Origin of the sequence: Parahoeflea alexandrii, from assembly GCF_024105735.1 — a bacterium.
Taxonomy (GTDB): domain Bacteria; phylum Pseudomonadota; class Alphaproteobacteria; order Rhizobiales; family Rhizobiaceae; genus Hoeflea; species Hoeflea alexandrii.
Genome location: NZ_JAAAML010000003.1, coordinates 748,049 through 760,419 on the forward strand (window position 1 = coordinate 748,049; position 12,371 = coordinate 760,419).

Sequence of the window (12,371 nt, forward strand, 5' to 3'; positions counted from 1 at the left end):
GCGGCGCCTTATCAGTTTGCCTGCAACTCCTGGCCCCTGTCATCCCAGAACCGCACGGCGGAGCACTCCCGGATGAAATCCCTGCGGGAGAGATCGCAGGCGACCTCGACGGCTGCCATCAGCGCTTCCTTCGAATCCCAGCCGCACAGATACTCATGCCAGTGGATGCCTTCCTTGTGCTGGATGAAGAGATCCGCCGACCAGCCTGCCGGATAGCACCATTTCACCCTGAGGCAGTCTTGCGCCATCGCACCGCCTTCAACGCATTTCTGCCGCGCGCAGGCGAGCGTCTTGTCGGTGCTTTGTCCGGTGCATACGCCCGAGGATTGTTCCGGCGCCTCGGCGAAGGCGATGCCGATCGGGCCGTCCTGGGCGATTGCCGGCGATGCCACCGCCAGCGCGATCAGGATTGTATAAATATGTTTCAGAATCATCGGTTGTCCCCCACTGCGTGTCCTGTCCCCGGATCATGCGGGCATTTTTCCTGTGTGAACAGTCCAGAGTCCGATTGACCCGGGCAGAAGCATGCCGACAAGGTTACCGGACGACGATCTACGTAAGCTTGATTGTCGGCATCCGCAGGCGCGGAACGGCCAGGGGGCGCAAGGCATGACACAGGGTTACAAAATCGCCATACCGGTCTTCGTCCTCGGATTTCTTGCCGGAGCGGGTTTCTGGTACCTGTTTTCACCGTCCTTCATAGATCGTGTGGTCAGCGAGGAGCTGCCTGCAGGCCTCGAACTCACGGAAACGCGCAACGGCCAGTTCCGCGATGTCGATGGAGCGCACCGCGGTTCGGGGATGGTGAGGGTGCTCTCCAATGAGGCCGGCGGTGCGCTGCTGCGGTTCACCGATTTCGAAGTGACCAACGGTCCGGATCTGGAAGTGTGGCTGGTCCGGAACCCGGATCCGAAAAGATCCGCCGATGTGAGCGCCAGTCAATGGGTGTCGCTCGGCCCGCTCAGGGGCAACAAGGGTGACCAGACCTATGTGGTTCCCGAAGGCACTGACATGGCCGACTGGGGATCCGTGGTGATCTGGTGCGAGCAGTTCAGCGTGCTGTTTTCGGTCGCTACCCTCCTGCCGGCGGGAAACTGAACTGATGGCAGCCAAGGTGGAGATCCGCCACGCCGAACGCACCGATGTGGCAACCATTGCGGCGATGTTCGCCGAGGATGCGCTTGGCGGGCACGGCGACAGTGACGATCCGGCAGATCTGCCGGACTATCTCGCCGCATTCGACCGTATCGCTGCAAGTCCCAACGACAGCCTGTATGTTGCGGTCTGCGACGGCGAGGTGGTCGGCACATTCCAGACCACGCTGATCACATCGCTGACCGGCAGGGGTGCATCCAATCTGACCGTGGAAGCAGTCCATACCCGTTCCGACATGCGCGGGCACCGGATCGGCGAGGCGATGATCAGTCACGCCATCGAACAGGGCAGGGCGCAGGGTGTCCGTCTGATCCAGTTGATGTCAAACGCCAGCCGCCAGGACGCGCACCGGTTTTACACCCGTCTCGGGTTCACTCAGAGCCATTTCGGTTTCAAGTTGAAATTGCGCTGAGCTGCGGGCTGCGAGACTGGACAATACCGCTTCAGCGGGCCATAAGGCGGGTTGTGACGCGGCTGCGATTTGGCCGCCAGGTCCACGCACGAGAGGCTTTCATGAAGGCGCTACTTCTTCAGATTTTCACCTGGTGGAACGGACAGACCCTCGGCACCCGGTTTCACACCTGGCGCCACGGCAAGCGCGTCGGTGAAGATGCGGCCGGCAATGTCTATTATGAAGGCGGTTCGGACTCCGAAGGCCGCACACGGCGCTGGGTGATTTTCAACGGCCCATCCGAGCCTTCGGCGATTCCTTCCGGCTGGCATGGCTGGATGCATCACCGTACGGATGTTTCGCCCGCGGCCGAAACCTATGTGGCCAAGGCCTGGGAACAGGCGCATGAGGCCAACATGACCGGCACCGCTCGGGCCTACCGTCCGAAGGGCTCGATCCTCAATCAGGGTGCACGCCCGCATGTCACCGGCGATTATGACGCCTGGACCCCGAAATCCTGATCTGCTGCCTGAGCCTTGGCGCAGCCATGCCACAATTCATGGTTAACGCTTCATTGACGGCGGTAAGCTAGGCTTTCGGCTGGACGTGCCGGGAACGGCCCCTTGCGGCCTTGTGACGAGTGAAGCGAATGATTTTTCCCAAGAATATCCTTGCAAGAAGCGCGGGAGCGCTTGGTTTTGCCGCAGTTGCGCTGGCCGGTCCGGCAACACCGGTCGAGGCTGCCCGTATCGAGAACCCGGTTGCGGTGTTTTCAGGCATCGACAAGATCACCGGGCGAATCACCACCTTCGACGTCTATGTCGGAGAGACCGTCCAATTCGGCGCGCTGCAGGTCACCCCGCGGGTCTGCTACAGCCGCGACGAGACCGAGGCGCCGAAGACAACCACCTTTGTCGAGGTTGATGAGATCACTCTCGACCGCAAGATCCGGCGTCTGTTCACGGGCTGGATGTTCGCCGACTCTCCAGGGCTCAACGCCGTCGACCATGCCGTCTATGACGTCTGGCTCAAGGACTGCAAGCAGGAATCGGATGTTCCTGCGCCATCGCCGGGCAACTGATTTCTTCGGATCTTTGTGAAGCCTGGACATCGGTTATCCGGGCGGTCCGGCTCGATTATGATCGCTGCCGTCCCATGTCAAAACGCCGCGCATCAGATTGGATGCGCGGCGTTTTCTCTGGCTGTTCCGGTTCAGCCGCTCAGCGTGATGCAACCGGCGTTACCAGCGGGGTGATGCGTCGGATCGTGACCCGCCTGTTGAGTCGTTCCGGCGCCTCCGTGCGTACCTTCAGGTAGCGTTCGCCATATCCCTGTGTGACCAGGTTCTCCGGAGGAATGCCGAACACATCACTCAGAGCCACGGCAATCGTTTCCGCCCGCCGGTCCGAAAGCAGTAGGTTGGCCTCGTCGCGGCCAACCGCGTCGGTGTGGCCTTCGATCAGGAAGGTCTCGGCCGGATTGCGTTCAAGTATCCTGCTGATTGCATCGGCAACGTCCGCCAGCCTCTGGATCTGGTCTTCGGCAATCGTTGCCTTGCCGAATTCAAACGTCAGGCTGTCGAGGTCGACACGACGTACCTTGTCACGGACACGGGCCGAGCGCCGGACTTCTTCGACCGAGTAGAGGCGTTCGACCTGCTCCACCGGCGGCTCGAGCAGGAAGTTCAGGAACGCAGACGGCTCGGCGGACGTGGCATCAAGGATATAGTCGCCGATCGGAATCGACAGCCGCAGCGGCGGAAGCTCGCGGCCGGGGTCGACAAAGGCCTCGCGCGAACCGTCGCTCTTCGCTTCAGCGTAGAACAGGACATATTCGCGCCCGTCCGGCATCACCTTGCTGCGCTGGATGACATCGCCCCAGCGGTTGGTGATGGTGACCAGCTTGACGCCGTTCGACCTTTGGATGACTTCACGCACCCGGCCGCCGCGCAGCTGCTCATAATAGACCTCGTTGCTGCCGGCCCTCAGTCGGTTGCCGTCATCATGCTCGATGATGGTGCGGTTATCGATCTGAATGATGGTCCGGTTGTCGATCTGGTTGACGACGCTGACATTGGTTTGCGCCTCCCGTTCGGGACGTTCCTCCATCCTTTCGCCGATTTCGGCAAGTGACTGGGGTGCGGGTTCACTCGCGGTTGTCTTGGCCTGGGCGTCTGCATCTGATGTCGGCGCAGGAGCTGCCGGGCCGCTTGATGCCGGGGCGGGTGCCGCAACACTTCCAGCTTCGGGTCCGGTGTCTTCCTTGGCGCTGTCAAGCACCGGTGCGCCGTCCTCGACCGGAAGGGTGAGAACGTCTTCATCGCCTGCTGCCTCTGCCTTTTCCGGTTCTTGCGGGGTGTCTGGCGAGGCGGTGTCTGCTTCAGCTTCCGTGTTGGACCCGGTATCAGAGCCTGCGTCTGCTTCAGCGACGGGGTCTGCGGCAGGTGCCGGGTTGTCATCGGCCGAACCTTGCTGTGCCGGGGTCTCTTCGGGTTCGGAGCCGGCCGGGGTCGCATCTGCAGGCGCGGCTTCCGTCGGTTGGCTGTCTTCCGGTGCTGTGTCTGGGACAGATTCAACCACAGGCGCAGCGGCTTGCGGTTGCGTAGCGGTTTCGTCCTCCGCTTCCGGGGCGGTCTGCTCTGCGGGTGCGTCTTCGACTGGCGCCACCTCCTTCACCGCCGGCTCGGTGGCCGGCGCGGGGTCTGGTTCCACCGCTTCTGCGGGCTCTTCGGCCTGCTGCTCGGCAGCAGGGGGCGTTTGGGTGTTTTCCGGGGCCGGTAAATCGGGGTCCTCGACCTCGGGCGCTGTCGCCGCCGGGGCAGTCTCGGTCGAAGTCTCCCCAGTCGCCGCCGGGCTCTCGGCAACAGGCTCGTCGGCAACGGTTCCGGCTGCATCGCCAACCGGCGCTGCCGGCTGTCCGGCTGCGGCATCGCCCTCGGTACTTGCGTCCGCCGGCTTTGGAGCGGGAGATGAAGCCTCTGGAGCAGGGGCGGTTTCCGCTGCGGGGGCGGGCGCTTCAGGTTCCGCTTCAGTCGTGGCCTGGGCTGCGGCCTGGGCAGCCTCGAGTTCAGCCTGGGCGGCTGCGACGTCGGCCTGGGCTTGCGCGACATCGCCACCGGTAGATTCGGCGGTTGCCTGACGCTCGACAGCGCCCTTGAGCGCGGCTTCGGCATCGGCAACACTCGATTGAGCATTGATCAGGTTCCGTGTCACCACGGGCACGTTGATGTTCAGAGATCTGTTCTGGTTCATCGGCAGCGCGTGGGAAAAGCCTATGCTGCAAAGGCTGATGGCGGTGGAGGCAAGTAGAATCCGTGTTGATGTCACGAGGGCATCTCCTGTGGGTGATCGTTCCTTCCTGCCCTCAACGCCTCTGTGCACCCGGCGGTTCCATTCGCCCTGAAGTCAAATGGTATCGAACAGCAGCTTTCTGAACGGATCACGCGCGCCCGGAGCCTGATCCAGATGCCCTGGTCGTGCTGGTCATGTGAGTGGACCTTACCGCCGGAGAGGCATTTGCCAGCGCGTCGCCATGGTTTTGGTAAACGCGGGTAGACCTGCGCTCAGGGAAACGGCAGGTCTCGCCCTTCGAGCGCCTCGGCCAGCATCCCGGAGTAATCGTCCCGTGGGATATCGATGGCGCCAAAGCGCTTCAGGTGCTCGGTGGTAAACTGGGTGTCGAGCAGCACGAACCCGCGCTTACGCAGTTTCTCGACAAGATGGACGAGGCAGATTTTCGAAGCGTCCGTGGCGCGGCTGAACATGCTTTCGCCGAAGAACGCACGGCGCAAGGACACGCCATAAAGCCCGCCCACCAACTCGCCGTCCAGCCAGGCTTCAACCGAATGGGCGTGGTTGAGCCTGTGCAGCTTGCCGTAAAGCTCGGTAATGGTTGAATTGATCCAGGTCGAAGGACGATTCTCGACGCTCTCCGCGCAGGCCGCCACCACCTGGTCGAATGCCGTGTTGAACCTGATCTCGAAGGGGGCCTGCCGCACCGTGCGGGCGAGCCGCCTGGGGATGTGGAACGCATCGAGCGGCAGCACGCCCCGCAACTCCGGTTCGACCCAGAAAAGATCCGGATCGTCAGCCGAATCCGCCATCGGAAACAGGCCCGAGGCATAGGCGCGCAGCAGAAGATCTGGCGTGATCCTGTGATCGGCGCCGTGCCGCACCTCAGCCTCCCCGGGCCGGTTTCAGATCAGGACTTTTTCCCTGCCTTGGCCGCAAGGAATTTTTCAAGCCAGTGGATGTCATAGTCGCCATTTGCGATGTCCGGATTGGCAAGAAGGTCGCGGAAGAGCGGAATCGTCGTGTTGATCCCGTCAACCACGAATTCATCAAGTGCCCGCCTCAGCCGCATCATGCATTCGACACGCGTGCGGCCATGGACGATCAGCTTGCCGATCAGGCTGTCGTAGTAGGGCGGGATCTTGTAGCCCTGATACACGCCGGAATCGACCCGCACCCCCAGTCCGCCGGGCGGATGGTAATGGGTGATGGTGCCGGGCGAGGGCACGAAAGTGTTCGGATCCTCGGCATTGATCCGGCATTCGATGGCGTGACCATGGAAGCGGATGTCTTCCTGGGTCACCGACAGACCGGCGCCTGAGGCAACCCGGATCTGCTCATTGACCAGGTCGATGCCGGTAATGGCTTCCGTTACCGGATGCTCGACCTGAAGACGGGTGTTCATTTCGATGAAATAGAACTTGCCGTCCTCGTAGAGGAATTCAACGGTGCCGGCGCCGCGGTACTTCAGCTTGCGCATCGCCGCCGCGCAAATCTCGCCGATTTCCATGCGCTGGTCTTCGTTCAGCGAGGGAGAGTTGGCTTCTTCCCACACCTTCTGGTGCCGGCGCTGCAGCGAGCAGTCACGTTCGCCGAGGTGGACCGCGTTGCCTTCACCGTCGCCCAGAACCTGGATTTCGATATGGCGGGGACGGCCGAGATATTTCTCGATGTACACGGCCGCATTACCGAAGGCCGCACCGGCTTCCGAGCGCGCGGTCGACAGCGCCAGCGAAAGTTCTTCCTCGTTGTTGGCCACCTTCATGCCGCGGCCGCCGCCGCCGGCTGTCGCCTTGATGATCACAGGAAATCCGATTTCCTTGGCGATCTTGGCGGCGTCCTCGTCCGTGGTGATTTCACCTTCGGATCCCGGAACCACCGGAATGCCCAAGGCTTCAGCGGTCTTCTTGGCGGTGATCTTGTCACCCATGATGCGGATGTGATCGGCGGTCGGTCCGATGAAGGTGATGCCGTGGGCATCAAGGATATCGGCGAACTTGGCGTTCTCGGACAGGAAGCCGTACCCCGGATGCACCGCGTCCGCGCCGGTGATTTCGCAGGCGGCCACGATCTGGTGGATATTGAGATAGCTGTCGCGCGAGGGCGGTGGGCCGATGCAAACGCTCTCGTCGGCTAGGCGCACATGCATGGCATCCTGGTCGGCGGTGGAGTGCACCGCAACCGTCTTGATGCCGAGCTCCTTGCAGGCGCGCAGCACCCGGAGCGCGATCTCACCACGGTTTGCAATGAGAACCTTGGAGAACATAGGCTCGCTCACTTATTCTATCACGATCATCGGTTCAGCGAATTCCACCGGATCGCCGTCGGTAACCAGAACGCTCACCACCTTGCCGGCGCGCGGTGCGGGGATCTGGTTCATGGTCTTCATCGCCTCGATGATCAGAATGGTCTGGCCTTCCTTGACCGACTGACCGATCTCGACAAACGGCTTGGCGCCAGGCGCGGGCGAAAGATAGACGGTGCCGACCATCGGCGCAGTGACTGCATTTGCCGAAGACGGGGCTGCTGCAGGGGCGGCTTCGGCCTGGGGCGTTGTGGCAGCCTGCGGCGCCGGAGCCTGCGGTTGGGCGACCGGTGCATGGATCATCTGCGGCGTTCCCGCGCGGCTGACCCGCACGCGCAAATCATCCTGTTCGATCTCGATCTCGGTCAGATCGGTTTCGTTGAGGATATTGGCCAGATCCCGGATCAGTTCCTGGTCGATCGACGGTTTTCGTGTTGCCATCGGACTATTGCCTTTGTTTTTGTTGTTGCGGACGGCAGCTTGAGCCATTCCGCTGGTTGACTGTCCTTTACAGCCCCTGGCGGCCCGGTGACAAGCCCGGGTGGCGCTGGGAACCGCGAATAGGACCGAAACCCGGTATCAGGGGCAGGCCCTCCAGCCGACATCCATACACTGTCTGGCGGAAGTCATGGGAATCCATTCGTGGGCGCGCAGGATTGTCCACAAGCGATTGGCCCGGGTGATCAGCAATGAAGCTTCAGTTCCGGGCCTGTCAGCGGCTTCTTGGGGATGTGGGGGGCTCAGCAGACGGTGCTCTCGCACTGACGCATGTTGGCGATCTTTGCAAGCAGGGCGTCCTCGCCCACGGCGCCGAATACGGCCTCGTCGCCAATCACGAAAGAAGGCGTTCCGGAAATGCCGAGCGCGTTGGCAAGCTCGTAGGTCTGGCGGATCGACTGGTCGATCGCCGGATCACTCATGCCTTGCTTGAGGGCTTCCTCGTCAACGCCGAAGGACTTGGCAACCTCGATGGCGTGTGCCTCGGTTGCGCGAACGTCCGAGCTGAGAAGTTCGATGTGAAAATCGCCGTATTTTTCCGGCGCGAGCGTGCGGAATGACATCGCCACCCGGTGTGCCGCGAGCGAATCGGGGCCAAGGATCGGGAATTCCTTGAGAACGAAGCGGATGTTGGGATCCTTGTCCAGCATGGCGACCATGTCGTTCATGGCGCGTTTGCAGAACCCGCAATTGTAGTCGTAGAACTCGACCACGGTCACGTCACCCTCCGGATTGCCGAGCACGATGTCTTCGGGCGCATTGAAGATCGCCTCGCGGTTCTCGGAAATCGCCGCCTGTGCCATCACTCGGCTCTCGGCTTCCTTCTTGATCTCCAGAGCCTGGCTCATCTCTTCGATGAGCTCCGGATTGGCCAGCAGATATTCGCGAATTAACGCGCCGAATTCCTGTTTCTGCGCGTCGTCAAGTGCTGCGGCCGGCAGGGGCAGTGCGGTCGACATGCCAAGAAGAAGAGCGGCCACCAGGCCCTTGCGGTTGCGAAATCCCATGTCGATTGTTCCTTCTGCCTGTCCACGCGGACGCATCCCGTGCGCCGCAGATGCGTTCTAGTTTCCGATGGTTAAAATGTCATTTGCCCGGATCGATCCGGGCGACCCCTTTGGCAGCTTCTGCAGCGCGCGCGCCGCAAATGCCCTGGCTTCGCGCCGGTTTCCGGCCCTGAAGTTGCCCTCGGCCATGGCCAGTTCGGCATTGGCGATATCGCCGGCCTGGCCGTAGGCTTGCGAAAGATGGCGGTAGGCGTTGAAATTGTCCGGTTCGGCCTGCAAGGCCACCCGCAATTCTTCGATGGCGCGGTTCATGTTTCCAGGCTGCCCTGACGCCACCAGTGCAAAGCCAAGCCTCGCGCGGATCAGCGGCGACTTGCTGCGGTCGAGCTTGAGCGCCTGTCCAAATGCCTTGATCGCCTCGTCGCTTCTGCGCAGCTTGAGCAGCACTTCCCCGCGGAATTCGTGGAAATAGGCATTGTTGGGCTGTTCACGGATCAGGGCATCGAGTTTTTGCAGGGAAGCGGCCGAGTTGCCCGACAGGTCGGTGGCAATGGCCTCGCCGTAGCGTGCCGCAAGCGAACCACGGTCGGCCGAGAACATCCTGACCACCGCCTGTGCACCACCCGTATAGGCGGCGATCTTGGCTCGCATCAGTTGATGCCGCTCGTTCAGGGCGGCTGGATCCCTTGCGTCGAAATGCTTGCTCTTGCGCGCCAGTTCTTCAAGCAGCGCAATGCGTTCCCGCGGCAGCGGATGGCTTATCTGATAGGGGTCGACCTGAACCCCGGACAGCGACAGGCTGCGGGAAAAACGCTGAAACGTGGTCAGCATGCCCTGCATCGATTGTCCGGTGGCGTTGAGATAGCGTGCGGCAGCCTGATCGGCGTTCATTTCCTCCGACCGCCGGTAGCTGAGCAGATTGCGTTGTGCCAGCGTCGGCGTTGCCGTGATCAGCGCGCCGCCTGCCTGGGCGCCGGTGTCGCTGCCGGAAATGCTGCCAGCCGCCAGCGCCCCGATGCCCAGCAGGCTGCCGACGATGGAGAGCGTCTGGGCAGTGGCGATCTGTTCGCGCAATCTCTGCTGGTGGCCCCCGGCAAGGTGTCCGGCCTCATGGGCGATCACACCGATGATCTCGTTCGGAACCGTCGAATCTGCCAGGGCCCCGGTGTTGATGAACATCCGTTGCCCGTCGACGAAGGCGTTGAAACTCGGATCGTTGACAAGCACGATCTGCACCCGGCTCGTCTTCAGGCCGGCGGCCTTGAAGATCGGGTTGGCGTAGTCTTTCAGCAGCGTCTCGATTTCCGCGTCCCGGACCACTGCGACCCTGCCTTGCGCGTGGGCAGGCAACGCCAGTGCCAGCGAGAGCGCCACAGCCGTTGCTGTTGCCACCGAACGCCGCAGCCATCCCGGCCCGCGTTTGGCTTTGCCGCCTGAAAGGAATTGTGTCGCCATGATGCGTGATGTCCTTCTCATGGAACCGGAAAGTAATGGCTCGGCCCGGAAAAGCAATCGCCCGGCCGGCACAACTTGCCCATCTCTCGCTCTTGTGATGGACACGACAATCGGGCATTTGTGCGGCCATCAAAGGTCCTTCGGGCGCTGCGTGAATTATGCCGCACTAATGCGGTCACGGAGCTTCGTACAGACACGACATTGCATTTGCAGCCCGGTTGGGTGGCGACAGGAGTTCAGGATTTGACAATTAAGCGCAAGCCGTCGGTCGAGCCGTTTCATGCCATGGACGTCCTTGCGGAAGCGACGCGGCTCAAGGCGGAGGGCAAGCCGGTCATTTCGATGGCGGTTGGCCAGCCGGCCCACCCGGCGCCTACAGCAGCCCGTTCCGCCGCCAGCCGTGCGCTCGAGACCGGCAAGCTGGGCTATACGGATGCGCTGGGAACCAAGAGCCTGCGCCAGGCAATCGCTGAACGCTACAGCAGTGAATACGGTGTGGATCTCGATCCGCGCCGGGTCGCGGTGACCACCGGGTCGTCGGCGGGCTTCAATCTGGCATTTCTGCAATTGTTCAATCCGGGAGATCTGGTCGTCATCACCCGGCCCGGCTATCCGGCGTACCGAAATATCCTCTCGGCACTCGGGCTACAGGTGATCGAGATTGCTGTCGGTGAGGAGACCGGCCACACACTAACACCGGCGGCGATCGAGGCGGCCGAACGGGAAGCCGGAGCCCGCATCTCCGGTGTCTTGATTGCAAGCCCGGCCAATCCCACCGGCGCCGTTCATTCCCGGCAGGCCATAGCCGAGCTCGATGCCTGGTGTGCAGCCCGCGGCGTCGCCTTCATTTCAGACGAGATCTATCATGGCCTGACCTGGACCGGCGAGGAAGCCACCGCACTTTCCGTCTCCGACAATGCGGTGGTGATCAACTCGTTCTCCAAGTATTTCTGCATGACCGGCTGGCGCATCGGTTGGATGGTGCTGCCAGACGATCTGGTGCGGCCCGTCGAGTGCCTGGCCCAGAGCCTTTACATCAGTGCGCCCGAACTCTCCCAGATTGCTGCGGAGGCAGCCCTTGAAGGCACCGCCGAAATGGAGCGGGTGAGGGAGGGATACCGGCAAAACCGGTCACTGTTGGCCGAGCGCCTCCCGGCGCTGGGTTTGCCGTTTGCCGCGCCTATGGACGGGGCATTCTACGCCTGGGTCGATGTGTCCCGTCACACCAATGATTCGATGGCGTTTGCCCGGCAGATGCTCTCCAACATCCATGTGGCAGCCACTCCCGGCAGGGATTTCGATCCTGTCGACGGTGCTCGCTTCATGCGCTTCTCCTATGCAGGCAGTCATGACGATATGAAGATTGCGCTTGATCGGATCGAAGCGTGGATTGCTCCTTGATGAGCGACGGCGGGAAAACAGCGGTTTCCGACTGCTCCGCCGATGCGGCCGGATCCGGAATCCTGACCAAACGAACCCGCATGCGGCGCCACACGATTGACGATTTCGACAAGTCCGCAGCACTCTGGAGCGATCCCGATGTTGCCCGGTACATCTCGGGCAAACCCTCCACACGCGCCGAATCCTGGTCGCGCCTGCTGCGCTACATCGGCCATTGGGAGGCGCTGTCTTTCGGCTACTGGGTGGTCGAGGACCGCATGACCGGGCAGTATCTCGGGGAGGTCGGTCTGGCGGATTACAAACGCGACATGACACCATCAATTGAGCGATGGCCTGAAATGGGCTGGGTTTTGGCCCCTCATGCTCAGGGGCGCGGTCTGGCGACTGAGGCTGTCGCTGCAGCACTCGACTGGAGCGACCGGACGCTGGCTTCAGACCGGACCGTCTGCCTGATGGATCCCCGCCACCGCGCATCGATCCGCGTTGCGGCCAAGAATGGCTTTGTCGAGCGCTGTTCCGGTGAACTCGGCGGCAGCCCTGTCTTGATCATGGAGCGGCTCAAGCCGGCGACCTGAGCCGCTCAGAAACAGCTAACCTTCAGCCCAACAGTGATCAGATGGCCTCTTGGCTTGCCGCTTCGACCTTAGATGGTGCTTGAGCTCCACCTCCAAAGAGCCAGTGTTTCTGACATCATTCAGACATTCCGGATTTTCCGTTATGTCTGCGTGGAGAGGCTTGTGCCTCCGCGTGGGCTCTGCCGGCTTGCCGGCAGCCAAGTAGGCGTGGCTGGCGCTGTGTAGCAAGGAACCCCGGCTGGCCAAACGCTACAAGCATCGCCAACCAATCTAGGTCGAATAAACAAGTGATTA

Annotated in this window: 13 protein-coding genes; 6 read left to right on the plus strand and 7 right to left on the minus strand. The window is 61.9% G+C overall.

Annotated features, from left to right (window positions below; translation table 11 throughout):
• Window positions 1–11: 11 nt before the first annotated feature.
• Window positions 12–434 (minus strand): hypothetical protein, encoded by a 423-nt coding sequence (locus tag GTW23_RS18615; protein WP_252916876.1) that lies wholly within the window; start codon window positions 432–434, stop codon window positions 12–14.
• 175 nt (window positions 435–609) lie between these two features.
• Here GTW23_RS18615 and GTW23_RS18620 point away from each other — a divergent pair, with 175 nt between their 5' ends.
• From GTW23_RS18620 to GTW23_RS18635, 4 genes are all read left to right on the plus strand, one after another.
• Window positions 610–1,098, plus strand: a complete 489-nt coding sequence (locus GTW23_RS18620; RefSeq protein ID WP_152009133.1) for a DM13 domain-containing protein — start codon at window positions 610–612, stop codon at window positions 1,096–1,098.
• Window positions 1,099–1,102: 4 nt separating this feature from the next.
• Window positions 1,103–1,567: a GNAT family N-acetyltransferase gene (locus GTW23_RS18625; RefSeq protein WP_152009132.1), complete on the plus strand. Its 465-nt coding sequence runs from the start codon at window positions 1,103–1,105 to the stop codon at window positions 1,565–1,567.
• Between the two features lie 101 nt (window positions 1,568–1,668).
• Window positions 1,669–2,067, plus strand: coding sequence for an NADH:ubiquinone oxidoreductase subunit NDUFA12 (locus tag GTW23_RS18630; protein WP_152009131.1), 399 nt, complete (start codon window positions 1,669–1,671; stop codon window positions 2,065–2,067).
• Between the two features lie 128 nt (window positions 2,068–2,195).
• On the plus strand, window positions 2,196–2,627 hold the full coding sequence (locus GTW23_RS18635; protein WP_152009130.1) for a DUF2155 domain-containing protein: 432 nt from the start codon (window positions 2,196–2,198) through the stop codon (window positions 2,625–2,627).
• A 139-nt stretch (window positions 2,628–2,766) separates the two neighbouring features.
• Here GTW23_RS18635 and GTW23_RS23530 read toward each other — a convergent pair whose 3' ends face one another.
• The 6 genes from GTW23_RS23530 to GTW23_RS18665 form a co-directional block, all read right to left on the minus strand.
• On the minus strand, window positions 2,767–4,872 hold the full coding sequence (locus GTW23_RS23530; RefSeq protein ID WP_252916877.1) for an OmpA family protein: 2,106 nt from the start codon (window positions 4,870–4,872) through the stop codon (window positions 2,767–2,769).
• Window positions 4,873–5,108: 236 nt separating this feature from the next.
• Entirely contained in the window at window positions 5,109–5,720 is a 612-nt protein-coding gene (gene aat / locus GTW23_RS18645) for a leucyl/phenylalanyl-tRNA--protein transferase (protein ID WP_252916878.1), read from the minus strand.
• A 26-nt stretch (window positions 5,721–5,746) separates the two neighbouring features.
• On the minus strand, window positions 5,747–7,102 hold the full coding sequence (gene accC / locus GTW23_RS18650) for an acetyl-CoA carboxylase biotin carboxylase subunit (protein WP_152011541.1): 1,356 nt from the start codon (window positions 7,100–7,102) through the stop codon (window positions 5,747–5,749).
• A 12-nt stretch (window positions 7,103–7,114) separates the two neighbouring features.
• On the minus strand, window positions 7,115–7,582 hold the full coding sequence (accB, locus tag GTW23_RS18655; RefSeq protein WP_252916879.1) for an acetyl-CoA carboxylase biotin carboxyl carrier protein: 468 nt from the start codon (window positions 7,580–7,582) through the stop codon (window positions 7,115–7,117).
• Between the two features lie 299 nt (window positions 7,583–7,881).
• Window positions 7,882–8,646, minus strand: a complete 765-nt coding sequence (locus GTW23_RS18660; RefSeq protein WP_252916880.1) for a DsbA family protein — start codon at window positions 8,644–8,646, stop codon at window positions 7,882–7,884.
• 57 nt (window positions 8,647–8,703) lie between these two features.
• Complete coding sequence (locus GTW23_RS18665; RefSeq protein ID WP_252916881.1) at window positions 8,704–10,101, minus strand: M48 family metalloprotease; 1,398 nt, start codon at window positions 10,099–10,101, stop codon at window positions 8,704–8,706.
• Window positions 10,102–10,386: 285 nt separating this feature from the next.
• Between GTW23_RS18665 and GTW23_RS18670 the strand changes: the two genes are divergently transcribed.
• Both GTW23_RS18670 and GTW23_RS18675 read left to right on the plus strand, forming a co-directional pair.
• The gene (locus GTW23_RS18670) at window positions 10,387–11,502 is read left to right on the plus strand and encodes a pyridoxal phosphate-dependent aminotransferase (RefSeq protein ID WP_252917004.1); all 1,116 of its coding nucleotides are present in this window, start codon (window positions 10,387–10,389) and stop codon (window positions 11,500–11,502) included.
• Window positions 11,502–12,077: a GNAT family N-acetyltransferase gene (locus GTW23_RS18675; protein ID WP_252916882.1), complete on the plus strand. Its 576-nt coding sequence runs from the start codon at window positions 11,502–11,504 to the stop codon at window positions 12,075–12,077. Before GTW23_RS18670 ends, GTW23_RS18675 begins: the two co-directional genes overlap by 1 nt.
• Window positions 12,078–12,371: the final 294 nt, after the last annotated feature.